Here is a 25,001-nt window from a genome sequence, read left to right on the forward strand (position 1 = left end):
ATGCTAGCCAAATTGTAACCATCCCCATGGCGCAACTGCTATTCCAGGCCGCAACCATCGAAATTCAGTTTGATCCGCTAAACGATTGGTTGTATGTGAATTGGCTGGGCAACCAAACCGAGGAGTCGGTACGCGCGGGTGCAACCAAAATTCTGGAGTACGTGCAGCAGGAGCGCACCCGCAAAGTGCTCAACGACAATTCCTACGTAACCGGAATGTGGGGCGGGGCTGCTGAATGGATTGGCCAAGAGCTAATGCCAGCCCTAAGCGCTGCCGGACTGGAGTACGCCGCTTGGGTGTATTCGCCGGATATCTACAGCCGTTTATCCACCGATAGCTCGTTGCAGCACGTAACGGGTGGCGTAATCGTGTTGCCCTTCGACGACGTGGCAACGGCTGGCAGCTGGTTGCGGCAAATGTAGCCGCCCACGCCAAAAGCAAATCAGCCACTCAGTTTTGCAACTAAGTGGCTGTTTACCAGTGGTGGGAGATGACGGGTTCGAACCGCCGACCCTCTGCTTGTAAGGCAGATGCTCTGAACCAGCTGAGCTAATCTCCCTTCGACTACCGGGCTTGTGTCCCGATTGCGAGTGCAAATATGGGGGGTGTTTTCGGAAACCGCAACAGTTTGCCGACATTTCGACCAAGAAAATTCTGCTTAAAAGCGCCTTTTAAGCGCAAGAAGCTAATAATCAAGCTTAAAATTTTTGGGGTGCGGGCGCTAAAATGGTTCGGGTACGGGTTGCTGAGCGTGCTGCTGGTCGGAATGGGGCTGGCTGCAACTTTGTGGCTGGGCGAAGAGCGCATCATCAACTTGTTTGTGGCGGCTGCCAATAAGCACCTGCGCACCCCGGTGCAGGTGCAAAAACTGGAGCTGTCGTGGCGCGAAGACTTTCCGCGGGTAAGTATTCTGCTCACCAACGTGCGGGTTGGGGGCTCGTTGCCGCTCGATACCGTTGCGCTGGCTCGCGTGCAGCGCCTCCACTGCTCGTTTAACGCCTGGGATGTGCTGGGCGGCCGTTACCGCATCCGCACCCTAACCGTGGAGCAAGGCGCCGTGCAGGTGCGCCTCGATCGGGAGGGCCGCCCCAACTACCTTATACTGCGGCCCGACACCGCTGCCCCTGCAGACAACGAGCCCGTGCGCTTCGACTTTGAGCGCGTGCGGGTGCGCAACGTGGCCGTAAGCTACGCCGACTCCTCGGTGCGGCAGCGCTACCGCCTGCAAGCCCATAATTTGACGGCCGCGTTACTAATTGCCGGCGACACCGTGCAGGTGCGCGCCACCGGGCCGATGCGCGTGGAGGGCCTGCGCGTGGGCACCGATACGTACTTCCGGCAGCGCGAAATTACTGTACGCACGGCCTTGGCAATTAACCGCGCTACGCGGCAAGTGCGCATTCAGCCCTCGGAGGTGCAAATTGGGCCGGCCACTTACACCGTGGCGGGCAATGTGGGCTGGCGCGGCCCCACGCAGTTGGCCTTACAGCTCGGCGGCAAAAACACCGATGTGCAAAGCTTGCTGGCGTTGTTGCCGCCTAGGTTTAGCAAGCCCTTGGCCGCATACCGCAGCGAGGGCGCGGTGTATTTTGGCGGCAGCGTGCGGGGCGAGTGGTCGGGCAAGCGCTACCCGCAGGTAGATGTTCGCTTTGGATGCCGCGACGCCTCGTTTGTACATCCCGAAACCCGGCAGCGCGTTGAGCACGTGTTTCTGGCGGGTTCGTTTCGCAACGGGCCGCAAGCCTCGGCGCGCGCGGCCGTGCTCGAGTTGCGCAACGTGCGGGGCCGCCTGGGGGGCAAGCCCTTCAGTGGCAGCCTCAGCTACCGCAACTTGCAAGACCCGTATGTGCGCCTTAGCCTGCAAGCCGAGCTGGAGGTGGCCGATGCGCTGCGCTTTTATCCGGTGGCAGCCTTGCAACAAGCCAGTGGCCAACTGCGCGTGCGGGCGCAACTGGCCGGCAACCTGCGCGCTTTTCGGCAAAACCCGGCCCGGGCAGCAGGCGAAGCCTCGGGCGAGCTGCAGCTGCGCAACGTGCGCCTGCGCCTACGCAACCCAAACCTGGGCTTAACCCAAATTAACGGTAGCTTTCTGCTGCGCCGCAACGATGTGGCCGTGAGTGATTTTACCGGGCGGGCGGGTAGTTCCGATTTCCGCCTGAATGGCTTATTCCGGAACGCGTTGGGGTGGCTTTTGCTGCCGCGGCAGCCATTACGGGTAGAGGCCGACGTGGCCGCAGGCCTGCTCAACCTCGACGAGCTTCTGCAAACCGGTTCCTTGCCAACTGCAGCGGGTGCGGCACCTAGGGTGACGCCCCGCGGCGGTAGCTACGCCCTGAAGCTGCCCGCCAACATCGACCTCGACCTGAACGCCACCGTGCAGCAACTGCGCTTCCGGCGCTTTCGGGCGCGGGCGCTAAGCGGCGCGGTGCGCCTGCACGAGCAAATGCTTACCTCGCCCGGCATTGCCCTAACCGCTGCGGCCGGGCGCCTGCAGCTGCGCGGAACCCTCGACGCCCGCCAGCCCGCGCTGCTGAAAGTAAGCGCCGTAGCCGCGTGCCAGCAGGTGCAGCTCGATAGTTTGCTTTACGTCTTCGAAGATTTCGGCCAAAACTTCATCACCAGCCGCCACCTGCGCGGGCAGCTCAGCGGCACAGCCGAAGCCGATATGTATTTCGGACCGCAGCTGCAGCCGCTCACTAACAAGCTGGAAGCCGAAGTACGGGCCACGGTGCGGCACGGCGAGCTGAACAATTTTGCGCCGGCGCAGCAGCTGAGCATGTTGGCCAGCCGCGAACAGCTGCGCCGCCTACGCTTCGACGAACTTACAAATACCATCTACATCCAAAGCCGGACGGTGTACGTGCCCGAAATGGAAATCCGCTCGAACGTACGGCGTGCCTCGCTTATTCGCGTTACGGGCACGCACACCTTCGATCAGCAGATGGATTACCACTTGAGCGTTCCGCTGCTGCCGGGCCTGCGCCGCCCTGCCCTCGACGGCGCCCTGGCCAAAGGCCCCAACCTGCTGCTGCATGTGTGGGGCAACGAAGACAAGTTTCGGGTGGCCTACGACCGCGAAAGGGCCGTGGCGCAGCGCCAAGAGGCGGGCCCACCGGCGCCGGCAGGCGCCTCCTCGGGGCCGGCGGGCGCCGGCAGCACGGGCGCAGCAACGCCCGCTGCACCGGCGGCGCCTGGCCTGCGTGGCCGCCAACCGGCGCCTGCCGCGCCCCACCAAAAAAAGCCTGCTGCCCCGCAGCCTGGCGAGTACTTCGAGCTCTGACCTAGGGCCAGCCCGTCAACATTTCAGCTAAGCATGCGTTTAGAGGCAACACCCACGCCCGGTGTGCTGCGCCAGCAGCCGCGGCGCGGTGGGCGCTTGTTTCCCACACCCAAAACCCCTAGCGTATGCAACCCGAAGAAGTATTTAACCAGTATTCCGAGCAAGAAAAAACCGCTTACCTCAGCGTAATAGCCAGCTTGGCCACCGCCGACCGCCAAGCTACCCAGCACGAGGCCGAGTTTCTGCAACAGATGGCGCAGGTGGCCGGCCTCTCGGCCCAGGGCACGCAGTACGTGCTCCACGCCGCGCAGGACTCCACCAACGAAAGCATCAAAGGCAACCTCGATGCGATGCGCAACAGCAACCTGCGCTACTCGCTGGTAACCGATCTGGTAAGCTTTGCCCGCGCCGACGGCGCTTACTCCAACGAAGAAGAAGCCATGGTAAACAAGATGGCTTCGTACCTAGGGCTGAACCAGCAGCAGGTAAGCACCATCGAAAACGTGGTAACGCAAACCCAGCAAGCACAAGCCCAAAATCCGCAGCAAGCCCCGCAGGGCCTCATGGATTCGCTCGGCGATAAGCTGCGCTCGGTGGGCATTCCGCCCCAAGCGGCGCTTACCGGCCTGCTCGCGGTAGCCGCGCCCATGGTGCTTTCGCGCGTGATGGGCGGCAACCGCGGCGGTATGGGCGGTGGCATGATGGGCGGCGGTGGCGGCACCCTGGGCGGCTTGCTGGGCGGAGCCGCAGCCTCGATGGGCGGCGCCGGTACCATGGGTGGCTTGCTAGGTGGCCTGATGAACAGCGGCGGCCTGGGCGGTATGCTGGGCGGAGCAACTGGTGGCTACGGCTCGCGCCCGGCCGGCTACGGCGTGCCCGGCGGCGGCTTGGGCGGCCTGATGTCGGTACTGGGTGGCCTGGGCGGCGGTGCCCACATGGGCCCGCGCAGCACCGGCGGCGGCGGCCTAGGTGGCCTGATGGGTGGCGGCATGGGCAGCCTGCTCGGCGGCTTGTTGGGCGGCCGCTAGGCGCGCGCCAATTATTAAAACAGAAGCGGACCGGGGCAGCTACCCCGGTCCGCTTCTGTTTTAATAATGGTTTAGATAATCGAGCCGTCTGAGGCTTGGCCGGTGCCGGAGGTAATGCCGGGGTCGGTTACCATGCGCACCACGGTGGTGTTGGTGGCAAATACGCCCTCGTGCGCTTCCACAATTTCCAGGATGCGGTAATTCACGGCTTCTTTTACCGTGAGGTATTCGTCGTATGTAGCAACCTGCACAAAGTACTGCACCGATAAGTCGCGGCCGGCTTGGGTGAGGGCAGCCAGCTTGATCTGTACTTCTTCGGGCAAAATTTGTGGGTGCTCGTGCAAAAAGATGCGCAGATCGGCGGCAATGCCCAGCAGTTGCTCGCGGGTGGTTTCGTGGCCGAAGTTGAGCGTGAAATTTACCCGGCGGGCCGTGCGCAGCGAGAGGTTATCGAGCGGCTTGTCGATCATCGATTTGTTGGGCACCGTTACGTAGCTCTTTTCGGCGGTGCGCAGGCGCGTGCTCCGGAAGCCCACCTTCTCCACCGTGCCCGTAATGCCGCCCACCGTTACTAGGTCGCCTACCTGAAAAGGCCGGTCGAGGAAGATAGTGAACGAGGCAATAAGGTTTTCGAGGCTCTCCTTGGCTGCAAAGGCCACCGCCAAGCCGCCGATACCTAGGCCGCCGATTAAGGCCGTTACGTTCACGTTGAATACCTGGCCCAGCATCACTAAAAAGGCAAAAATCAGAATCATCACCTTCGCAAAGTCCTTGGCGAAAGGAATGAATTGCGCGTCGAGGCGGGTGTTGGTGGAGGTGAGTAGCTCGGCTCGGCGGCGGTACACCAGCTCGGCAAAATCGACGAGGCGCAGCACCACCCACGCCAGCGCCGATATCACCCCGATTTGGTACACGGCAAAGGCCAGGCGCTTGGGCCAAGGCTCGGAGCGGTCCAAATCGTGCGTGAACGAGGCCGGGTAATCGAGCACGTTGAAGGCCAGAAACAACGTGAACAGAAACAGCACCACCGAGAGCGGCTGAATCAGGAAATCGTTCAGCTCCTTTTCCGAAACGCCCGCCGTGTGGCGTTTGATGATGCGGAAGAAAATGCCCGAAACAATGCGCGACAACAAGCGCCGCAGGCCAAAGCCTACCAGCAGAATGGCCCCGCACAGCAGGTACTGGCCTACGGTATTGCCCAAAAACTGCTGATCCAGAAATTGTTTGGTGTTCATGGCAGAACAGGGGTGAAAGAAACAGCGCCGCCGCACCTTTGGCAGGCGAGGCGGCGCCGGCAAAAAGCGCGGCCGTAGCTGCCGCTTATACGAGTTGGCGCAGCGCTAGCTCGAACGACGTACGCGCCACTTGGTTGGTGTGGCCTTGCGAGTGCGTGCGCTCTAGGGCCCGCAAAATGGTGCGCGAAATGTCGCCGAAAATGGCTTGGTCGGTGATTTCGGCGTTGGTTTCCATGAGGTAGGCAAATACCCGCGCCATGCCGCAGTTGGCAATAAAATCGGGCACTACGGCCGTGTGGGCATCGGCAAATTCGCCGGTTGGGCCGAAGAAGATTTCCGGGTCGGCGAAGGGCACGTTGGCTCCGCAGCTGATTACCTCGAGCCCGCCCGCCAGCAGTTGCTCCACTTGCTCGCGCGTAACAAGGCGCGAGGCCGCTGCCGGCACGAATATCTCAGCCCCCGACGACCAAATTTGCTTGTTTATTTCCTCGAACGGAAGCAGGTTGTCGGCCGAAAGCGCGTTGCCTTGGCGGTTGAGCAGCAAAGCCCGGATTTCCTCGAACGAGAAGCCCTCGGGGCGCAGCAAACCACCGGCCCGGTCGATGATGCCGGTGATAATGGCACCTTGCTGTGCCAGGTAGTAAGCGGCGGCAGCTCCTACGTTGCCCCAGCCCTGAATAATAGCGCGTTTGCCCGCTACCTCTTGCTCGGGCCATAGGCGGTAGTAGTGGCGTACGGCCTCGGCCACGCCGTAGCCGGTAATCAGGTCGGCCACGGTGTAGCGGCGGGCGCGGTCGGGCGTAAACTGCTCGTCCTCTACTACTTTAATTACGCCTTGGCGCAGTTGGCCTACTTTCTGAATCTTTTGCGGCTCGCTGGCGCGGTAGTGACCCGTAACCACGCCCTCCTGCGGGTGCCACAGGCCGTAGTCTTCGGTAATCGGAATTACCTCGTGGATTTCGTCCACGTTCAGGTCGCCGCCGGTGCCGTAGTAGTTTTTCAGCAGCGGAATAACGGCGCGGTACCAGCGCTCCAGTACGCCGCGCTTGCGCGGGTCCTGCGGATCGAAGTTGATGCCCGATTTGGCGCCGCCAATGGCCGGCCCCGATACGGTGAACTTCACCTCCATTGTTTTGGCCAGGCTCTCTACCTCGCGCTTGTCAAGGCCCTTGCGCATGCGGGTGCCGCCGCCGGCCGCGCCGCCGCGCAGCGAGTTAATTACCACCCAGCCTTCGGCCTCGGTTTCGGAGTCTTTCCACTCAAATACGATTTCGGGGCGTTTGTTCTCGAAGGTGGCGAGTAAGTCGCGCATAATCAGCGGGTAGGAGGTTGGGTGGGAGAAAGCGGTATGCCAACAGGCCAATAGCACTGGGTGCCCTGGCCGGTGCCCAAAGGTACAGCGACCTAGGCATTGGGCCGAAAAATACCTGAGCCGTAAACTCCCCTTGAAAGGCAGCATTCGCGGAAACGGCCAAAAATTTCGGCTGCGGGGCGCTTGTATAGGAACTTTAGACTATAGGAAGCACGTATTACGCGTACTGCACACCCAGAGTAATATTTCCACCTTGCAAGCCTCCATGAAACCACTGCTTTCGCGCGTAGAATCCAAGAAAGTGGATAAGGCTGCCGCGATGCTCAAAGTGCTGGCTCACCCCAAGCGTTTGGCCATCGTTGATTTGCTCGGCAAAGAAGATAAAATGACCGTGACGGAAATCTACCGCACGCTCGGATTACCCCAAGCCATAGCTTCTCAGCACCTTATTACACTCAAAGACCGCGGCATCTTATCGTCGTTCAAGGTCGGTACCAAAATCTACTACTCCCTGTCTATCCCCAAACTGCTCGACGTGATTGACACGCTCGAGGGGTGCTGCGATACGATGTAAAAGGGATTACCACCCAAGCCTAGCTTTACCAAAAGCTCGAAGGCCCTGCTTCTAACCACGAAGCGGGGCCTTCGAGCTTTTGGGTAATTGTGCCCGAACGCCGTACCGAGCTTGTCGGGGAATTTTGCGTGCTGACGCCCAATAGTATTGTCATCCTGAGCCTAAGCGAAGGACCTTATCACGCCAGAGTCTCACGAAACCCCTCCGGAGCAACGCCCCCTGCCTCGCTCTATGCGCGACATAGAAGAGAGAAAGGGTGGTTAGTATCCGGCGTCAGCACGCGAGATGTCTCGACTTCGCTCGACATGACAACGAACCTAGGTCGCCAGGCTCCTTCTTTTCCGGAGGAGAGGGAGCCTGGCGTGATAAGGTCCTTCGCTTAGGCTCAAGATGACAGGCAATATCATCCGGTAAGACGCCTAAACGACAGCGCCCCCGCGGGGAGCGGGGGCGCTACATCGAATAGGTGGCAAGTGCAGTGGTAAGGCGAGCTAGGCAGTGGCCTGTTGGCGTTCCAGGTCGAAGAGGTCGTTGAGCACGTCAATCATCTGGTCGGCGTCGTCGCGCTTGCAGGCGGCTTTCAGCTGCAGTACATGCTGCTTCAGAATCTTCTGCATCAGCGACTTGGTAACGTCGTCAAGGCGCTTCGCTTCTTCGGCCGATACCTTCTTCTGGTAGCGGTCCAGTTCCTCCTGACGCAGTTGCTCGAGCGCGCCTTTGATTTTCTGGATTACCGGTGATACCATCATCTCGCGGCTCCACTCGTCGAGGCCGGCAATGCTCTCGCCGATGATGGCGCGCACGTGCGGCACGGCCGCGAGGCGGCGCTCCAGCGCTTCGGAAGCGCGGCCCTGAATGGCGTCGATGTTGTAGAGCAGAATGCCGGGTACTTCCTCTACCTCGGGCTCGATGCTGCGCGGCACCGACAAATCGATGAAGAACTTGTAGCTGAGTACCTCGAGGCGGCTCACCATCTCGGCCGTAAAGTACGGCGTGTCGCGGGCGATGGAAGAAATAACCACGTCGGCGTCCTGCAGCGCCTCGGCCAAGTTTTCGAAGTCGATAACCTTCAGGCCTTCGCACTCTTCGGCCAGCAGCTCGGCTTTGGAGCGGGTGCGGTTGCAGATGGTGACATCGGCAAACGACTTGTTATTGGTGAGGTGGCGGCACACATCGGCACCAATTTCACCTAGGCCAACCACCAGCACGCGGGGGCTGGCAAAATCGGTGGTGAGTTCCTCCACCAGCTCCACGGCGGCGTAGGAGGTAGAGGCAGCCCCGTCGCGGAACGAGGTTTCCTGCTGCACGCGCTTGTTGGTGAAAAACACCGAGTGCATGATGCGGTGCAGGAAGGGCCCGGCCGCATCGGCATCGGCCGACCACTGGTAGGCCATCTTCACCTGGTTGGCGATTTGTAGGTCGCCAACTACTTGCGCGTCGAGGCCCATCGCTACCTCAAAAAGGTGCTGCGCGGCCTTGTCGGCGGTGTTGTAGAGGTTGAAGTACTCGTAGTAAGCCACCATGTCGGCCACGCCCTTCAAGTTGCCCAGCGCCTCAATAATGGCGGGGCTTTGGTCGCGGTCGGAGGCGTAATAGATTTCGGTACGGTTGCAGGTGCTCAGCACGAGCAGATCGGACAAGCCGAGCTCCTGATGAAGCGTGTCGAGAAAGCGACGGCAGGCCGGTTCATCCAACGCAATCAGCTCGCGAATCGCGAGCGGGGCGGTTTTATAGGATAGCCCTACGGCCTTAAACGGGTGGGTCATAGCTGGTGCTACGGGCGACGTAGAAGTGGAATGCAAAATTACGGCGCAATTCGCTAGGGAAAAACACCGAAAAATGTAAAGCGGTTCGGGCAGAGGCTGAAGTAGGCTTATTTAACGTTAAAGCGGCTTTGGCGCTCGGCGAGTTGATAAAAATCAACTTTTTGGGGCCGCCGAAACGCCTTGCCAACAACACGTTAAACGTACTACCGAAGCGCGCGTTGGTCAATCGCCTAATCATGTGATGAGCCAGAGCTTGTTGAAAAAATACCGGCGTCACCCCGGCACCGTGCACCCCTCGCGGGCCCTAGGTGTTCGGCGAGGCCCCGCTGCATTGCAGGCCAACCCGGCATCGGTAGGCCTAGGTGCTGCGTACTTTCGCAACCATGCAAGCGTTGCCGGTAGCTAACCGGTTAGCGGTTGCTGTTGTTTGTTTTTGCCTGTGCTTCCCATCTACGACCAAAAATCCCGGATTAAGCTGCTCATCGTGGTAATGGCGCTGGTAATCGGTGCCGTTACGGTGGTGTATACCAATTTGCTGGTGCGCCGCCTCTCGGAGCGCGAGCAGCAGCAAATCGACTTGTATGCCAAGGCCTTGCGCTTTGTCATCAACTCCGAGTCCGACGACACGAACATTCAGTTTGCCTCCACCGAAATCATTGAGGCCAACAAAACCATTCCGGTAATCTGGGCCGATGCCGAGGGCACGGTGCTCGATTACCGCAACCTCGATGTGCCGGCCCGCCTCAACGAAGCCGAACGCGAGCGGCTGCTGCACCGCGAAATCGACGAAATGCGTAGCCAGCACCCGCCCATTGTAGTGGAGCTGGGCGCCGGGTTGCGTAACTACATTTATTACAAAGATTCAGTGATTCTAAGCCAGTTGCGCACATATCCGCTGGTGCAGCTGGCCGTTATTGCCTCATTGGCGGTAGTGGCGTACTTCGCCTTCAGCTACTCGCGCCGGGCCGAGCAAAACCGCGTGTGGGTGGGCTTGGCCAAGGAAACCGCGCACCAGCTGGGCACCCCGCTCAGCAGCCTGATGGCCTGGCAGAGCTACATGAAGGATTCGCCTAGGTTCGAGGGCGAGCCGGTGGTGGAGGAGCTGGCCAAGGACATCCGTCGGCTCGAAATTATCACGGAGCGCTTCTCCAACATCGGCTCGGTGCCGGTGCTCAAGGACGAGGACATTTACCAAGTGGCCGAGCGCGCCGTGGATTACCTCAAGGTGCGGGTATCGCGCAAGGTGGTTTTCAAAGTTGAAAGCTTGCTGCCGCCCGGCGCTACGGCCCGCGTGAACGTGCCGCTGCTGGAGTGGGTAATCGAGAACGTGTGTAAAAACGCCGTCGATGCCATGGATGGCCGCGGCTCCATTACGCTGGTGCTGCGCCACGGCGGCCGCAACCACAAGCAAATTGCCCTCGACATTACCGACACCGGCAAAGGCATCCCTAAGAGCAAGTTCGAAACAGTGTTTTTGCCGGGCTACACCACCAAAAAGCGCGGTTGGGGCCTAGGGCTGGCCTTGGCCAAGCGCATCATCGAGAACTACCACAAAGGCCGGTTGTACGTGCGTTGGTCGGAGGTGGGCAAGGGTACTACCTTCCGGGTGCTGCTGAATGCCTAGGCGTGCTAAAGCCCGCGCTACACCGCGAGGCATTGCGCTACTGCGCAGCGCCTTCGGCAGCCGCTGCGGCAGCGCCACCAGGGCGGCGTGGCTCTTTGCGGTTGGTAATTTCTACGTAGCTGTTGCCGCTTACGGGCTTGCCGTGGTGCGTGCCAGTTACGCGGCACATGCCTTCCCAGTAGGGCAGCTTAATGCCGGCAATCAGCTTTAGCACCAGCTCTTGGTCGTTCATTACGGGCTCCACGAGCAAGTCGTAGCCTTTGCTGGGCACGCGCACGCGCCACTTGGCTGGGTAGCGCAAGCCGGTTTTGGGGCTTTTCCACCACGCCAGGGTTTCCAGCTGAAAGTCCTTCTCGCCCAGGTGCGTGTTTTCGTTGGCAGTGGAGTTGTGCGAGCCGCCTCCTAGGTACTGGCCGGTGTTTTTGTTGTACACGGTGTACAGCATCAGCTCCTCGCGCGGCTCGTCGAGCTGAATGCTAAACCAGTCCCAGCCAATGTCTTTGCGCGTAACGGAGCCGCAGTTCCACTGCCGGTCGTACCACAGCTCCCCGGCCACGGGGCGGGCCTGGCCATCTAGGGTAAGCGTGCCGCGGGTGCTGAGGCGCGGGTAGCTGTAATAGCCGGCGGTGGCAATGTTGCCGTAGTTTTCGTAGCCGGTGCCGCCGTGCAGCAGCAAGGGCTTGGCGGGCACGGTGGTCAGGTTCAGCCCGAAGCCGGGTTGGCTTACCATGTTGGCCTGCAACTGGTACTTGCCCTCTTGGCCGCGCAGCGCCCAGGTTTGGTTTTTCTTCTGCAGGCGCAGGTTCAGGGGCAGGGTAGCGGGCAGCTCATCGGCCAGGCCGCTCCACTTATAATCGTACCGGAAGCTTTTTTGCTGCGGGTCCGTCAGGGCCACGTTCACCATCAGGTGGTCCTTCTTGCCGGTGGGGTTGAAGTGGAAGAACACGTACTCCAGCCCGTAGGTGTGGCCCGAAAGCGAATCGCGCAGATGACCTGTGAAGTACCACCACTCCAGCGAGTTGCGCGGGTGCACGGCTTCTTCCTGCGGCAGTTTGGCCTGCTGGTTGAACACATCGTGCTTGGTGGTGGGCTTGAGCGAACAGGCGGGGCTGAGCAGTGTCAGCAGCAAGGCGGCCGGGAGCAGCTTATTCATCATGGCCTTGGCATAAGCTGCTGACATGCCGAAAGGTTTCAGCTGAGCTGCACCTGCCTGCAGCGGCTGGCCCCGCGGGCTGCTCTTTATTGCTGGGCCGAGCGCAGATGGCGGACTTCTTCGGGGCATAGCAAGTTCAGGGTGATGGGCCCTGGGGCAAACAAATTCTTGCCCGCCGACACTTTGGTGTAGGGTGGCAGGTTTACGCTCACCTCGTCGTGCCCCACGCGCAAGGCTTTGTCAAGCGGAATATTCAGGTGAAAACGACCGTCGGGTTGGGTGTACACGGTGAGGCGCAGGCGCTTGAAACGCACCGGAATGCGGGCGGGCCGTGGGCCCCGGTAGCCGCTTACGTAGCCCCAGCAATACACCGAGTCGGGGCTTGTTAAGTGCGCCTCAGTTGGAGCTGCAGCGCCGGAATGCGTGTAATCAAGCGGTAATAAGTGAGGGGATGATACAGCAAGTATGGAGAGAAATACGAAGTAGGTAAATGGATTTTCAATAAGCATACAATAAGGTTTGCGGATAGATGATGCTTGTTTCAAAAGCAAAGAAAGTAGCCAAAACAACGCTGAGTAGCAGCACAGCAGCATCGCGAAGCCTTGGATGCGTGCAGCCCCGGCGCATTATTTTCTATCTTTTGCCCCTTATTTCACCCAATTCGCCTTGTCAGCTCCTCTACCTCCCACGCGCTCGGCCGGTTTGTTCCGCCGCAAAGCGCTTTCCGACCTGCTGGCCAACCCTCCGGCCGACGAAGACCTGCACGGCTCGCACCCCGGCGAGCATGGCCTGGCGCGCCACCTCACCGTGCGCGACCTCACTTCCCTAGGTATCGCCGCCGTAATCGGGGCGGGCATCTTCAGTACCATAGGCAACGCCTCCTACGACGGCGGCCCGGCGGTTTCGTTGTTGTTCGTGTTCACGGCTATTGCCTGCGCGTTTTCGGCCTTGTGCTACGCGCAGTTTGCGGCTACCATACCGGTGTCGGGCTCGGCCTATACCTACGCCTACGCTTCGTTTGGCGAACTGGCCGCCTGGATTATTGGCTGGGCGCTCATCATGGAGTACGCCGTGGGCAACATCGTGGTGGCCATTAGCTGGTCCGATTACTTTACGGGTTTGCTGAGCGGCGTGGGTGTTGAGCTGCCGCTGTGGCTGACGATGGGTACGCAAAGCGCCTACAAGGGCTACCACGCGGTGCTCGAGTTGATGCAGGCCGGCAAACCGCTAACCGATGCTGCTCCCGATCAGCTAGAGGCTTACAAGGCCTGGGCCGCAGCCCCCGAGCTATTCGGAGGCCTGCGCTTTGTGGTCGATTTGCCGGCGTTCCTCATTACGGTGCTCATTACCAGCTTGGTGTACGTGGGCATTAAGGAGTCGAAAAACGCCTCGAACCTGCTGGTGCTGCTGAAGCTGGCGGTGGTGTTCGTAGTAATTGTGGTGGGCGTGTTCTACATCAAGCCCGCCAACTGGAGCCCATTTGCGCCCAACGGCATTGGCGGCGTGCTGAAGGGCGTGTCGGCGGTGTTCTTCGCCTACATCGGCTTCGACGCCATTAGCACCACGGCCGAGGAGTGCAAAAATCCGCAGCGCGATTTGCCGCGAGCCATGATTTACGCCCTGGTAATCTGCACGGTGCTCTACGTGATCATCACGCTGGTACTGACCGGTATGGTGAACTACAAAGAGCTGGCCGTGGGCGATCCGCTGGCGTACGTGTTCAACAAAGTAGGCGTGGAGTGGCTCGGCGGCATTGTGGCCGTGTCGGCCATTTTTGCCATGGCCTCGGTGTTGTTGGTATTCCAAATTGGCCAGCCACGCATCTGGATGACTATGTCGCGCGACGGGCTGCTGCCGCCGGTGTTTGCCCGCGTGCACCCCAAGTTTCGCACGCCCTCGTTTAGCACCATCGTAACGGGCTTGTTTGTGGGCGTGCCGGCCTTGTTGTTGAACATGGACTTGGTTATCGACCTGACCTCCATCGGCACGCTGTTCGCCTTCGCGCTGGTGTGCGGCGGCATCCTGGTTATCGACCCCAAGGGCCAAAGCAACGCGCGCTTCAAGGTGCCTTACATCAACGGCCGCTACCTCGTGCCGCTGATTTTGCTGGCTGCCGGCGCGCTGGTATTGGTGTACAACCGCGTGAACATCGACGACTTCCTGCGCAAAGTGAGCTTCGCCGAAGGCTACGAGGGCTTCCGCCACCAGATTCCGATGCTCGTGTTTCTGCTCGCCAGCCTGCTGATAGCCGTGGTATCGTTCCGCAAGCAGCTGTCGTTGCTGCCGGTGCTCGGCCTGCTCACCAACCTGTACCTGATGACGCAGCTGGGCATCAGCAACTGGGTGCTGTTTGGCGGCTGGCTGGTTATCGGCCTGGCCATTTACTTCAACTACGGCATCAAGCACAGCAAGCTCAACCGCGCGGCAACTGCCGCTGCCTAGGTGCTGCTGCCTCCTGCCGCCAGAAACCCCGGTTGCCACCTAGGCGGCCGGGGTTTTTGCTTGCTTGCCCGCCGCCCGGCGGGCGCTAACTTGCATAATTGGCTGCCGAGCAGCGCGGCCACCTAGGGCCTGCCACTTCGGCTATTCTACCGCATGAATTCTTCGTCTGACCCAAGTCCGCTGGAGCGCGAACGGCTGCTGGCACTGCTGAGCTTTGTTCGCGAAAGCGTACGGCTGAAAACCACGCCCGCCGCCGATGTTACCCGCCAATCGGCTTTTTGCGCCTTGGAGGCCCAATTGGCTGACTTGCCCGGCGTGACGCTCAACGTGGCCCCTGACTACGCCGACGAAGAATTGTGGCTGCGCGTGGAGCGCCTCCAGGAAACGCCCGCGCCGGCCATTGCCGATGCCGTGCTGGCCACCCTCACCGAACTCACCAACGACCCCGGCCAAGCCCCGCGGCTCCGCACCCAATTGCCCGCCCAAACGCTGGTGCGCCTAGGTCTGTTGCGCGAAGGCACCGAGCAAGAGCCCAGCTACAATCCGCTGGCGCCGGTACCGCTGGCCGAGCTGCCCCAGGCCGCCGCATACGCAGCCGCGCTGGCGCAGTATCAGCAGCAAGCGTGGCAGCCCTGGGCCCTGCACGAAACCCGCCGCCGCCGCACCATCGGGTGGTATTCGCGGCTGTACGCCCTGAAGCAGCAACTCGATGGCGGCCTAGCTGATGCCCCCTTGGAGTTGGTGTGGGGCGTGGGCGTAGGCGCGTGGCAGCTGCCCGCTGTGGAGGTGCGCCACCCCGTGCTCACGCGCCTCGTTGAGCTGACGCTGAACCCGCAAACCATGGCCCTGGAGGTGCGCCCCCGCGAGCTAACCACCCGCCTGGAGGCCGATGTGTACGCCGCGCACGAGGTACCCGGCGTGGCCGCGCTAGAGCAAGGCAGCCGCACGCTGCTGGCCGAAGCGCCCTACTTGTCACCTTTCGAGGCCGCTACCTTCGAGCCGGTGCTGCGGCTGGCCGCGGCTTTGCTCGATGCCCAGGGCCGCTACCTACCCGACGAGCCCCGCACCGTGCCCGCTGCCGCGCCGCAGCTTCAGCTAACCGACACGTGGGTGCTGTTTGCGCGGCCCCGCAGCACCAACACGTTTCTGCAAGACTTAGAGCGCCTGCATACCCGCATCCAGGCGCTTAGAGGCGCGTTGCCCGCCGCCGTGGCTGCGTTGGTGCGCGAGCCAGCCAGCTACCACGCCAACCAGCCGCTACCCGCTTTTCGGGGCCTTTCGATGGTGGGTAACCCCGCCGAGGCCAATGGTGCCGCGCCGCAGGAGCTGTACTTCCCGCTGCCTTTCAATGATGAGCAAGTGCGCATTGTGCAGTTGCTGGAGCACGCCCCCAGCGTGGTGGTGCAGGGCCCGCCCGGCACCGGCAAAACCCACACCATTGCCAACGTTATTTGCCACTACCTCGCGTTGGGCAAACGGGTGCTGGTTACCTCCATGCGCGACCCTGCGCTGGGCGTGCTGCGCGACAAGCTGCCCGCTTCGGTACGCCCATTGGCTATTAGCCTGCTGACGAGCGAGCGGGAGGGCCTGCGCCAGTTCGAGCACGCCGTGCAGCACATTGCCGAGCAAGTGCAGCGCCTCGACCGCGCCGCCGCGCAGCGCACCATTGCCCAGCTAACCGAGCAGCTCGATGGCTACCACGCCCGCCTGGCCCGCACCGACGGCCGCCTTGCCGAGTGGGGCCGGCAAAACCTCGAGGCCGTGATGCTGGACGAGGGGCGCCTCGAGCCCCGCGAAGCCGCCCGCGAAGTAGCCGAAGCCGAAGCCTTGGCCGAGTGGCTGCCCGATGCCCTAACGCCAGCGCCGACGCACAGCCCGCAGTTCGACGAGGCCGCCGTGGCCCGCCTGCGGGCCGCCCGCCTGGCGCTGGCGGCCGATTTGGATTACCGCACGGCCCACCTGCCCGCCGTGGCTGCTTTGCCTGAACTTCGCGAGTTGCTGCTCACGCATCAGCAATTGGGCCGTGCGGCGGAGCTGCAGGCGGCAGTAGCTGCCGGCGAGCTGCCACCGCTGGCCACAGTGCCCGATGCGCTTGCTCGCATCACCGCCGCCCTGCAGCAAATCAGCAACCTAGAGGCGCAGCAGATTAAGTTGGCCCAGCTTCCGTGGGCTGCTGCGCAAGCGGCTCGCCTAGGTGCCGGTACCGCCAGCGGTCTGTATGCCCTGCTCGAAGCCCTAGGTGCCGAACTGCAACAAGCCCTGGCCACCCGGCAGCAGTTTTTGCCTAGGCCCGTGCGGGTGTCGGCCGGGCTGGAGCTGGAGCCCGAACTACTGGCTGCCGTGGCGGCTCAGGCCCGCGGCGAGCGGCCGTTTGGCTTACTCGGCGTATTCGGTAAAACGGCTCAAAAGCAACGCCTTGGCGAAATCAGGGTGCTTACCAGCCCGCCGGCTTCGGCCGCCGATTGGGCCTACGTAGCCAGTTATCTGCACCTGCTCCGGCAATTGCACGAGCTGGCAGCGCGTTGGCAAGCCCTGGCGCCCGAGTTGGGCCTGCCCGCGCTTACCCAGCCCGAACCGTTGGCCGCCGCTACCGAAGCCTGGCAGCACTACGAAGCCTACGAGCAGGTGCGCGACACCCAAATTGCCGAGGCAGCGCTGCGTCAGCAAATACATCAGCTAATGCCTGCCTGGGCTTCGGCTCATCCGTCCGCAGCCCAACCGGTGACCTTGCCCGAAGCCGCGGTTGTGCTGCGCCAGCACCAACAGCGTTTGCAGCTGGAAACCGCCTGGGCTGTGCGCGAACATTACCAAACCGCCCTGCACGGCACCTCTGGCCGCATCAGCGAAGCGTTGCGTGGTTTTCTGGAGCAGGAGTTGGGCAACCCCGCCGTTACCGATGCCGATCTGCAAGCCCGCTGGGCTGCCCTCACGCAGGAGCTGCGGCGGGTACACAACCTGCAGCCGCTGCTCGGTACCGTAACCGCCGTTACCGAGCAAATAACTGCCTCCGGCGCCCTACGCTGGGCCGAGCGCTTGCAAACCCAACCCGCCCTAGGAGCCGCCGACGAATTATTGCCCGACGACTGGCGCCGCCGCTGGCGGCTGCGGCGCTTGGCTACGCACCTCGCCAGCCTCGATGGCCGCGCCGAGCTGCGGCAACTGGCCACCGAGCGCCGCGAAACCGAGAAAGGCTTGACGCTGACGTATCAGGAATTGATAAACCAGCGCACTTGGCTGCACCTCGCCGAAAACGCCACCCCGCAGGTACGCAGCGCGCTGGAAGCCTACCGCAACGCCATTACCAAAATCGGGAAGGGTACCGGCAAGCGGGCCGCGCGCTACCGCCTCGATGCCCAGCGCGCCGCGGCTCAGGCCAACGCGGCCATTCCGTGCTGGATTATGCCGCACTACCGTGTATCGGAGTCGCTGCCGGCAGAGTTGGGCGCTTTCGACCTAGTAATTGTGGACGAGGCCTCGCAGTCCGACCTCACGGCGCTACCGGCGCTGCTGCGGGCCCGCAAAATCCTGGTAGTCGGCGACGACAAGCAGGTATCGCCGGAAGGCATTGGGCTCGAAGAAGACAAAATCCGCAGCCTGATGGCACGCTTTCTCAGCACGCAAGTCGGGCTGTACGCGCCGCAACTTTCGCCGGAGCGTTCCATCTACGATCTGTTCAAGGTGGTGTTTGCCGATTCGGGCGTGATGCTGAAAGAGCATTTCCGCTGCGTAGGCCCCATTATCGAATACTCCAAGCGCGAGTTCTACAACCACGAAATCAGGCCACTACGGCTGCCCAGTGCCGCCGAGCGCCTCGATCCGCCCCTGGTTGATGTGCTGGTGGAAGACGGCGTGCGCCACCACGACACTAATCCCGGCGAGGCGCGCTTTATTGTTGAGGAAATCAAGCGCCTGGTGGCCGACCCCGCCATGGCCGGGCGCACCCTAGGTGTGGTATCGTTGCTGGCCGACAAGCAGGCCCGATTGACTTGGGATATGCTGGAACGGGAAATCGGCCTCGAGGCGATGCTGCGCCACGAGCTGGCCTGCGGCGATGCGCGCACCTTTCAAGGCAAAGAACGCGACGTGATGTTTCTGTCGCTGGTGGTGTCGGCGGGCAAGGCCGCAGCCGTGGGCCGCGACGACTTTGCCAAGCGCTTTAACGTGGCCGCTTCCAGGGCCCGCGACCGAATGTACCTGGTGCGCAGCCTCGAGGCCGACCAACTCAGCCCCAACGACCGCCTGCGCCGCGGCCTGCTGGCGCATTTTGCCACGCCCTACGGCCACGACGAAGTTCGGGTAAACAACCTGCGCGAGCGGTGCGAGTCGGCATTTGAGCAGGAGGTGTACGACGTGCTCACCGAGCGCGGCTACCGCGTGCAGCCCCAGGTGCGGGTGGGCCAGTACCGCATCGACTTGGTGGTGGAAGGGGCCGCCGACCAGCGCTTGGCCGTGGAGTGCGACGGCGACCAGTACCACGGCCCCGACCGCTGGGCCGACGACCTGCGCCGGCAGCGCGTGCTGGAGCGGGCCGGCTGGCAATTTTGGCGCTGTTTTGCCTCGGCCTGGGTGCGTTGGCGCGCCGAGAGCATTCAGGATTTGCTAAGCACGCTCACGCGCTTGGGCATCGAGCCCCTAGGTGCCCACGGGGCCGCGCCCAGCAGGCACGTGGAGGCACGCCGTTACGTAGCTTTTCCGGAGGCAACCGAGCCCGTAGCGGCGGCGCTGCCCTTGGAGGTAGAGTAGTTGTAGTGTGTCAGCAAAAGCGTTGAACCCGTTTGGCTTATGTTTTCTTCCGGCGATACCTTGCTGCTGACTTTGCGCCTGGCGGGCTCCGTTCCGGCCCGTGCCGGCCGCGAGCTGCAAGAGCAGCGCGTAGCGGCGCAGCAGGCCGCCCGCACGGTCGCCTCCGCCAACGAAGCCCTGGCCGCGCACCGCCAAGCCGAAAAACGGTTTTTCGCCGGGTTTGATGCGTTGCTGGATGCTGCCCCCACGGGCCCAGCTTACCTAGGCAAAGAGAAAATAGCTGAGGCCGTGGCCGGCGAGTTGCTGATGCTGGAAGAGCAAGGCCTACGCGTGCCCTGCTTTGTGCTGTTGCCCAACCACCTGCACGCCGTGCTGCACCAGCCTGCGGGGCACAGCCTCTCGCTCTACAAAACCGTGGAGCTGCTGCACCAACGCACCGCCGCTCTGGCCCGCCGCATGTTGCGCGGCCAACTGCCCGCGCAAGCCGATTTCTGGCACCCGGGCTTTCATGAGCTGCCGGTGCTCGATGCCGCCGAGTTGCAGCGCGTGCAAACGTACCTGCTGGGCCATGCGCAGCGCCTAAAGCTGCCCGCACGCTACGGCGAGTGGCCCTACGCTTACGCAGCGCCCAGCGCCCGCGCCACCTAGGGCCGCGCCGCTACCTGCCAGGCTCCGATGCCGCCTCAGGGTGCAGAAAAAGCAACATGGTTTCCTCGTCGAAATACCGGCCTTGCCATTTCATGGCCCGCGGCTCGATGCCCGTGCTTACGAAGCCTTCGGCGGCGTACAGGGCGCGGGCCGGGGCGTTGGTGGCTACCAGCGTCAGGAGTATTTGCTCGAGGCCCGGCAGCTGGCGGGCAAAACCGATGGCCTCGCGCAGCAACGCCCGGCCCACGCCGCGGCGGCCGGCCTTGGGGTGCACGTACATGCCCCGGAGCAGGCCTTTGTGGCGCATTTTATCGAGTGGTTCGCGCACAAAGCCCACGGTGCCCACCAGCGCAGCGCCCGCAAAAGCACCCCAAATTACTTCGTCGGCGGTGGGGTGGTAGGCCGCCCAGCGCAACGGGCGGCGGGCGTCGTCGGCGGGCGTTACCCGGAAGCACTCGGGCAGGCGCGTGAGGCCGTCGGTGCGCAGCGCCGTGTAAGCGGGCTCGTCGGCCGGAAACACAAGTGGGCGGATGGTGAACTCAGCCATAGCGTGGAGCTGCGTGGGCAAACTTGTGGTTGGCTACTTGGCGCGGTTGATGATGAACACGCTCAGCAGGATAATGCCCATGCCCAGCAGGTGCCACCCGTTGATGATTTCGCCATCGAGCAGGCCCCAGCCCAGGGCCATAATGGGCACGAGGTAGGTGTTGGAGGAAGCAAACAGCGCCGTGGATTGCTGAATCAGCTTGTTGAACAACACCATGGCCACGGCCGTGCTGAGGGTGGCCAGCAACGCAATGTAGCCGAAGGCCGTCCAGGCGCCGGGCACGTGCTGCAGCTTGTGCAGGAAATCGGTACCCAGGAGCAGGTAAACCGCGGCCGGTCCGCCAATCAGCATGAGCAGCAGCCCCGTTACGGCCAACGACGGAATGCCGTGGAAGTGATGCTTGATGACGTTGATGCTGATGCCGTAGCCCAGCGTGGCCAGCACGATGTACAGCCCATACCAGGCGTTGCCTTCGCCGGTGGGCGTAGCATCGCCGCCGCTGCCACCTAGGCCCATTAGCACAACGGTACCCAGCAAGCCTGCCCCAATGCCCGCTGCGCGCAGCCACGTAATGCGCTGCCCAAAAAACATGGCGCCCATGAGCAGGGTAAACGCTACCGTGAGGGCATTGAGCACCCCGGCCAAGCCCGAGGCCAGTTTGGTTTCGGCGTAGGCAAACAAAAAGGCCGGAATGAGCGTGCCCACCACCCCACTCAGCAACAGCCACTTAAAGCGGCTGCGCTCTACTTTGCGCACGTAGCGCAGCGCAAACGGCAGCAGCAACAGCGCCGCTACCGTGACGCGGGTAGCACCCAACTCCAACGCCGAAAACACCGCCAGTCCCTTCTTCATCAGAATAAACGACGTGCCCCAAATGGAGGCCAGCACCACCAGCAACACCCAAGCCGACAGCGGCGTGTGGTGTGGGGGCGGTCCGGCTACAACGGGCGGGGCAGGTGCGGCAGCAGCCGCGGGAGCGGGGGGAGGAGTAGAGGACATGGGCGGCAAAGGTCGGAACAAGGCGCGAGGTATGCCATGCTTGCGGCGGCCGCCCCTAGGTGCTAGCGCCGCGCCGGGTCAGTGGCACCTAGGGCATGTCCTGTCGAGCTGCTGATGCTGAATAGAAAAACTGTCATCCTTCATCTGTCATCCTTGATCTAGCGTCCGCAAAGCGAAGGACCTTACCACATTGGATAGTGCATACTACCTTGCGTGATAAGGTCCTTCGCTTTGCTCAGGATGACAAACTAGGTATTGTTTAATCCGCCAGCACGGCTTCGCTTTGGGCGATGGTGGCCAGGATGGCACGCACTTCGTCGGGGGTGTTGGCCTCTACCAACTGCGTGCGCCATTGCTTGGCACCCACCAAACCTTTGAAGTAGTGCGCGTAGTGGCGGCGCATCTCAAAAATGCCCACTTTCGGGCCCTTCCACTCAATGCTCTTCTCGAAGTGCATTTGGCAGGCGCCTACGCGCTCCTCCAGGGTGGGCGGGGCCAGCTTTTCGCCGGTGGCCAGGTAGTGCTTGATTTCGCGGAAAATCCAGGGGTAGCCGATGGAAGCGCGGCCAATCATAATGCCGTCGACGCCGTAGCGGTTTTTGTACTCCATGGCTTTCTCGGGCGAATCGATGTCGCCGTTGCCGAAAATGGGAATGCGGATGCGCGGATTCTCCTTGATCTTGGCAATCAAGGTCCAATCGGCTTCGCCTTTGTACATCTGCACGCGGGTGCGGCCATGGATGGTCAGCGCCTCAATGCCAATATCCTGCAGGCGCTCAGCTACTTCCTCTACGTTGCGGGTCGAGTCGTCCCAACCTAGGCGCGTCTTCACCGTCACGGGCAGGCGTGTGGCTTTTACCACGGCCTCGGTCATCTGCACCATCTTCGGAATATCGCGCAGCAGCGCCGCGCCAGCACCCCGGCAGGCTACCTGCTTCACGGGGCAGCCGTAGTTAATATCGATGAGGTCGGGCCCGGCTACGGTGCTGATTTTGGCGCACTCGGCCATGGTTTGCACATCGGAGCCGAAGAGCTGAATGCCGATGGGCCGCTCGTAGTCGAACACGTCGAGCTTCTTTTTGCTCTTGGCCGCGTCGCGGATCAGGCCTTCCGACGACACAAATTCGGTGTACATCAGATCGGCGCCGCCCTGCTTGCACACGGCACGGAACGGCGGGTCCGATACGTCCTCCATGGGGGCAAGCAGCAGCGGAAAATCGGGCAGGGCGAGGTCGCGGATGTAGACCATACTGTGGGGGCGCCGCGCAAGCGTCGGGCTGACGTTGAACGGCGCCGGTTAGCGTATTTTGCGCAAATTTACGACAGAAGAGTGGTCAGTAGCCGGTATGGAGTACTGAGACTCAGCCACCCGGGCAAAACGTGCCAGCCAATGCAGCCCTCGGCACGTTTATTTGTCTGACTACCGCCTACCAACTACCCAACGCGCATGAAAGGTTTCGCCCGCTCCACCGAAACGCTGCACCCCGCCCTTACGCTGCTGCTGCTCACGCTGCTGGTGGTGGCGGGCATGTGCATCGGTATGTTTCTGGCTGTATCGGTGGTTACAATTACCTACGGCGTCGATCTGCTGCGCCTGCCCGAGGTACTGGCCTCGCCCGCGCGCTACACCTACGGCTGGGCTGTGCTGATGTGGCTGCAGGGCTTGTCGCTGCTTGCTGGGTTTGGAGCTGGCGCTTACTTTTTGCCCGTGCTGCGCGGCCTCAAGCCCGCCGACTACTTTATGCCGCGCCGCCCCACGCCGGGTTGGTGGCTGCTCGCGGCCATGGTGCTGATGATCGTGAGCATGCCGGCGCTATCGGGCCTAGTAGCCTGGAACGCCGATGCTCACTTGCCCTCTTGGCTTTACGACCTAGAAAAAGGCGCCCGCGAAAAAGAAGACCAAGCTCAGGCGCTTACCACTTTCCTGACCAAGTTTGGCACCACCACGCGCTTTTTGGTGGCGCTGCTGGTAGTGGCCGTGGTGCCTGCTATTGCCGAGGAGCTAACCTTCCGGGGCGTGGTGCTGCGCCAGTTTAGCCGCTGGACGAACTCTTTGCACTGGGGCGTGTGGCTGTCGGCTATCGTGTTCAGCGCCATTCACATGCAGTTCTTCGGGTTTGTGCCGCGCATGGTGTTGGGCGTGCTGCTGGGCTACCTGTTTGCCTGGAGCGGCAACATACTGGTACCCATGGCGGCCCACTTCGCCCAAAACGGCTTTCAGTTGCTGTTGCTGTTTTTGCAGCAGCGCGGCACCATCAGCTTCGATGCCGATGCCAACGAGCCCATGCCGTGGCCGCTGATGCTGCTTTCGCTGGTGCTTACCTTGGGGCTGCTGTACTGGCTGCAGCAGCAGTTTGCAGCGCACAAAGCCGCTACCACCGAGGCGCACGTGCTTACGGGCCACGGCGTGCAGGTGCGCACCCAAGCCGACGCGCCGCTGCCTGCGCCGCCAGTAGCCGGGCACACGCTCACCTCGCACGGCATCGAAACGCCGCCCGAAGCTTCCGGCCGTATAACCACCTAGGGCCGTCGCCACTGCATTTTCCCGCCATCAGCACCTTTGCACTTTTGATTACCTCCGCAACTCCGTCGTCGCCCGCCAACTCGCCCGAAGCTGCTAAGCCGCCTGGCATGTCGAACATGTGGCAACGCATTATTTCCGGCGCCATCGGGGCCGTAGCGCTGCTGGGCTGCATTTGGTACAGCGGCTGGACGTTCGGCTTGTTTTTCGGCATCGTGCAGGCCCGCATGCTGTGGGAGTTTTACCGCATGATGCGCGTGGCCGGCTACCGGCCCGCCGCCATCATCGGCACGGGCACCAGCTTGGTGGTCTTCGGCCTGCTCTACGTACTCGGCGACGTGGATGCCCGCCCCTACGAAACCACCGAGCCGGTGCTGATCACGCTAGCCTCGCTAATTCTAATTGTGCCCTTGGTGTTTCTGCTGCGCGAAATGGTTCGCTGGAACGACACCAACGAGCACCAACCCTTCGCCAACCTAGGCGTGGCCATGGGCGGCTTGTTCTACGTGAGCCTGCCCATGAGCCTGTTGTGCCTTATCGGTTTCACGGAAGACGGCTATGACTACCGCCGCATTTTTGGCTTGCTCTTTCTGGTGTGGGCGGCCGATACCGGAGCCTACATTGCCGGCAAAAACTTTGGCAAACACAAGCTGGCACCCGGCATCTCGCCCGGCAAAACCTGGGAAGGCTGGGTGGGCGGCACGTTGCTGACCCTAGGGGTAGGTTGGGGCCTGGGCTACCTGCTGCCCGATATGCCCCTGGCGCACCGCTTGGTGGCGGCCGCGGTGGTAGCGGTGTTCGGTGTGCTCGGCGATTTGGCCGAATCGATGCTGAAGCGCAGCGTAGGCGTAAAAGATTCGGGCCGCATATTGCCCGGCCACGGCGGTTTGCTCGACCGGTTCGACGCCTTCTTGTTCATCGTGCCGGTGCTGGTGGTGCTGCTGCTGCTGTTCGATTTGTAAGCGGCACCTAGGGCCCTCGGCTCGCCAACGCTAGTCCTTTTAGCCTTTTTATGCGTATTGGGGAATCCTAGTACCTTTGGCGCGTCATTTTTCCGCCCGCTTGCTGGCTGCTCGGCCGGCCTCGGGCGGCCGCTGTTTTTTGCATTCCCCCATTCTTCAACCCCACT

Annotated in this window: 18 protein-coding genes and 1 tRNA gene; 10 read left to right on the forward strand and 9 right to left on the reverse strand. The window is 62.1% G+C overall.

Going from position 1 to position 25,001, the window contains the following annotated elements; genetic code table 11:
* Window positions 1–26 precede the first annotated feature (26 nt).
* Entirely contained in the window at window positions 27–422 is a 396-nt protein-coding gene (locus D3Y59_RS14000; RefSeq protein ID WP_119445605.1) for a hypothetical protein, read from the forward strand.
* A 59-nt stretch (window positions 423–481) separates the two neighbouring features.
* On the opposite strand, the gene D3Y59_RS14005 is transcribed toward D3Y59_RS14000, so the two are convergent.
* A tRNA-Val gene (locus tag D3Y59_RS14005) sits at window positions 482–559 on the reverse strand.
* A 192-nt stretch (window positions 560–751) separates the two neighbouring features.
* On the opposite strand from D3Y59_RS14005, the gene D3Y59_RS14010 reads away from it, so the two are divergent.
* Window positions 752–3,280, forward strand: coding sequence for an AsmA-like C-terminal region-containing protein (locus D3Y59_RS14010; protein ID WP_162910794.1), 2,529 nt, complete (start codon window positions 752–754; stop codon window positions 3,278–3,280).
* A 125-nt stretch (window positions 3,281–3,405) separates the two neighbouring features.
* Window positions 3,406–4,308 carry a TerB family tellurite resistance protein gene (locus D3Y59_RS14015; protein WP_119445607.1) on the forward strand — a complete coding sequence of 301 codons (903 nt, stop codon included), beginning with the start codon at window positions 3,406–3,408 and terminating at the stop codon, window positions 4,306–4,308.
* Window positions 4,309–4,379: 71 nt separating this feature from the next.
* Here D3Y59_RS14015 and D3Y59_RS14020 read toward each other — a convergent pair whose 3' ends face one another.
* On the reverse strand, window positions 4,380–5,543 hold the full coding sequence (locus D3Y59_RS14020) for a mechanosensitive ion channel family protein (RefSeq protein ID WP_119445608.1): 1,164 nt from the start codon (window positions 5,541–5,543) through the stop codon (window positions 4,380–4,382).
* Window positions 5,544–5,628: 85 nt separating this feature from the next.
* Window positions 5,629–6,855 carry a Glu/Leu/Phe/Val dehydrogenase dimerization domain-containing protein gene (locus D3Y59_RS14025; RefSeq protein WP_119445609.1) on the reverse strand — a complete coding sequence of 409 codons (1,227 nt, stop codon included), beginning with the start codon at window positions 6,853–6,855 and terminating at the stop codon, window positions 5,629–5,631.
* A 265-nt stretch (window positions 6,856–7,120) separates the two neighbouring features.
* Here D3Y59_RS14025 and D3Y59_RS14030 point away from each other — a divergent pair, with 265 nt between their 5' ends.
* On the forward strand, window positions 7,121–7,429 hold the full coding sequence (locus D3Y59_RS14030; protein ID WP_059071745.1) for an ArsR/SmtB family transcription factor: 309 nt from the start codon (window positions 7,121–7,123) through the stop codon (window positions 7,427–7,429).
* A 491-nt stretch (window positions 7,430–7,920) separates the two neighbouring features.
* Here the strand turns inward: D3Y59_RS14030 and hemA are convergent, their stop codons facing one another.
* Window positions 7,921–9,195, reverse strand: coding sequence for a glutamyl-tRNA reductase (hemA, locus tag D3Y59_RS14035; RefSeq protein ID WP_119445610.1), 1,275 nt, complete (start codon window positions 9,193–9,195; stop codon window positions 7,921–7,923).
* Between the two features lie 439 nt (window positions 9,196–9,634).
* On the opposite strand from hemA, the gene D3Y59_RS14040 reads away from it, so the two are divergent.
* The gene (locus tag D3Y59_RS14040) at window positions 9,635–10,819 is read left to right on the forward strand and encodes an ATP-binding protein (protein WP_240410378.1); all 1,185 of its coding nucleotides are present in this window, start codon (window positions 9,635–9,637) and stop codon (window positions 10,817–10,819) included.
* Window positions 10,820–10,856: 37 nt separating this feature from the next.
* On the opposite strand, the gene D3Y59_RS14045 is transcribed toward D3Y59_RS14040, so the two are convergent.
* Entirely contained in the window at window positions 10,857–11,999 is a 1,143-nt protein-coding gene (locus tag D3Y59_RS14045) for a lipocalin family protein (RefSeq protein ID WP_162910795.1), read from the reverse strand.
* A 59-nt stretch (window positions 12,000–12,058) separates the two neighbouring features.
* The gene (locus D3Y59_RS14050) at window positions 12,059–12,481 is read right to left on the reverse strand and encodes a hypothetical protein (RefSeq protein WP_162910796.1); all 423 of its coding nucleotides are present in this window, start codon (window positions 12,479–12,481) and stop codon (window positions 12,059–12,061) included.
* A gap of 157 nt (window positions 12,482–12,638) precedes the next feature.
* Between D3Y59_RS14050 and D3Y59_RS14055 the strand changes: the two genes are divergently transcribed.
* The 3 genes from D3Y59_RS14055 (at window position 12,639) to D3Y59_RS14065 (ending at window position 19,805) form a co-directional block, all read left to right on the forward strand.
* Complete coding sequence (locus D3Y59_RS14055; RefSeq protein ID WP_394340465.1) at window positions 12,639–14,414, forward strand: amino acid permease; 1,776 nt, start codon at window positions 12,639–12,641, stop codon at window positions 14,412–14,414.
* 153 nt (window positions 14,415–14,567) lie between these two features.
* Window positions 14,568–19,157, forward strand: coding sequence for an AAA domain-containing protein (locus tag D3Y59_RS14060; RefSeq protein WP_119445614.1), 4,590 nt, complete (start codon window positions 14,568–14,570; stop codon window positions 19,155–19,157).
* Window positions 19,158–19,196: 39 nt separating this feature from the next.
* Window positions 19,197–19,805 (forward strand): hypothetical protein, encoded by a 609-nt coding sequence (locus D3Y59_RS14065; protein ID WP_119445615.1) that lies wholly within the window; start codon window positions 19,197–19,199, stop codon window positions 19,803–19,805.
* A 10-nt stretch (window positions 19,806–19,815) separates the two neighbouring features.
* Here the strand turns inward: D3Y59_RS14065 and D3Y59_RS14070 are convergent, their stop codons facing one another.
* From D3Y59_RS14070 to dusB, 3 genes are all read right to left on the reverse strand, one after another.
* Complete coding sequence (locus D3Y59_RS14070; RefSeq protein WP_119445616.1) at window positions 19,816–20,352, reverse strand: GNAT family N-acetyltransferase; 537 nt, start codon at window positions 20,350–20,352, stop codon at window positions 19,816–19,818.
* A 33-nt stretch (window positions 20,353–20,385) separates the two neighbouring features.
* A complete protein-coding gene (locus tag D3Y59_RS14075; RefSeq protein ID WP_119445617.1) occupies window positions 20,386–21,351 on the reverse strand; it encodes a DMT family transporter in 966 nt (321 codons plus the stop codon).
* A 259-nt stretch (window positions 21,352–21,610) separates the two neighbouring features.
* On the reverse strand, window positions 21,611–22,600 hold the full coding sequence (dusB, locus tag D3Y59_RS14080) for a tRNA dihydrouridine synthase DusB (protein ID WP_119445618.1): 990 nt from the start codon (window positions 22,598–22,600) through the stop codon (window positions 21,611–21,613).
* A gap of 198 nt (window positions 22,601–22,798) precedes the next feature.
* On the opposite strand from dusB, the gene D3Y59_RS14085 reads away from it, so the two are divergent.
* Together D3Y59_RS14085 and D3Y59_RS14090 are read left to right on the forward strand one after the other, a co-directional pair.
* Window positions 22,799–23,875: a CPBP family intramembrane glutamic endopeptidase gene (locus D3Y59_RS14085; protein ID WP_119445619.1), complete on the forward strand. Its 1,077-nt coding sequence runs from the start codon at window positions 22,799–22,801 to the stop codon at window positions 23,873–23,875.
* 44 nt (window positions 23,876–23,919) lie between these two features.
* Window positions 23,920–24,834 (forward strand): phosphatidate cytidylyltransferase, encoded by a 915-nt coding sequence (locus tag D3Y59_RS14090; RefSeq protein WP_119445620.1) that lies wholly within the window; start codon window positions 23,920–23,922, stop codon window positions 24,832–24,834.
* Window positions 24,835–25,001 lie beyond the last annotated feature (167 nt).

It is taken from the genome of Hymenobacter oligotrophus (assembly GCF_003574965.1).
Taxonomy (GTDB): domain Bacteria; phylum Bacteroidota; class Bacteroidia; order Cytophagales; family Hymenobacteraceae; genus Solirubrum; species Solirubrum oligotrophum.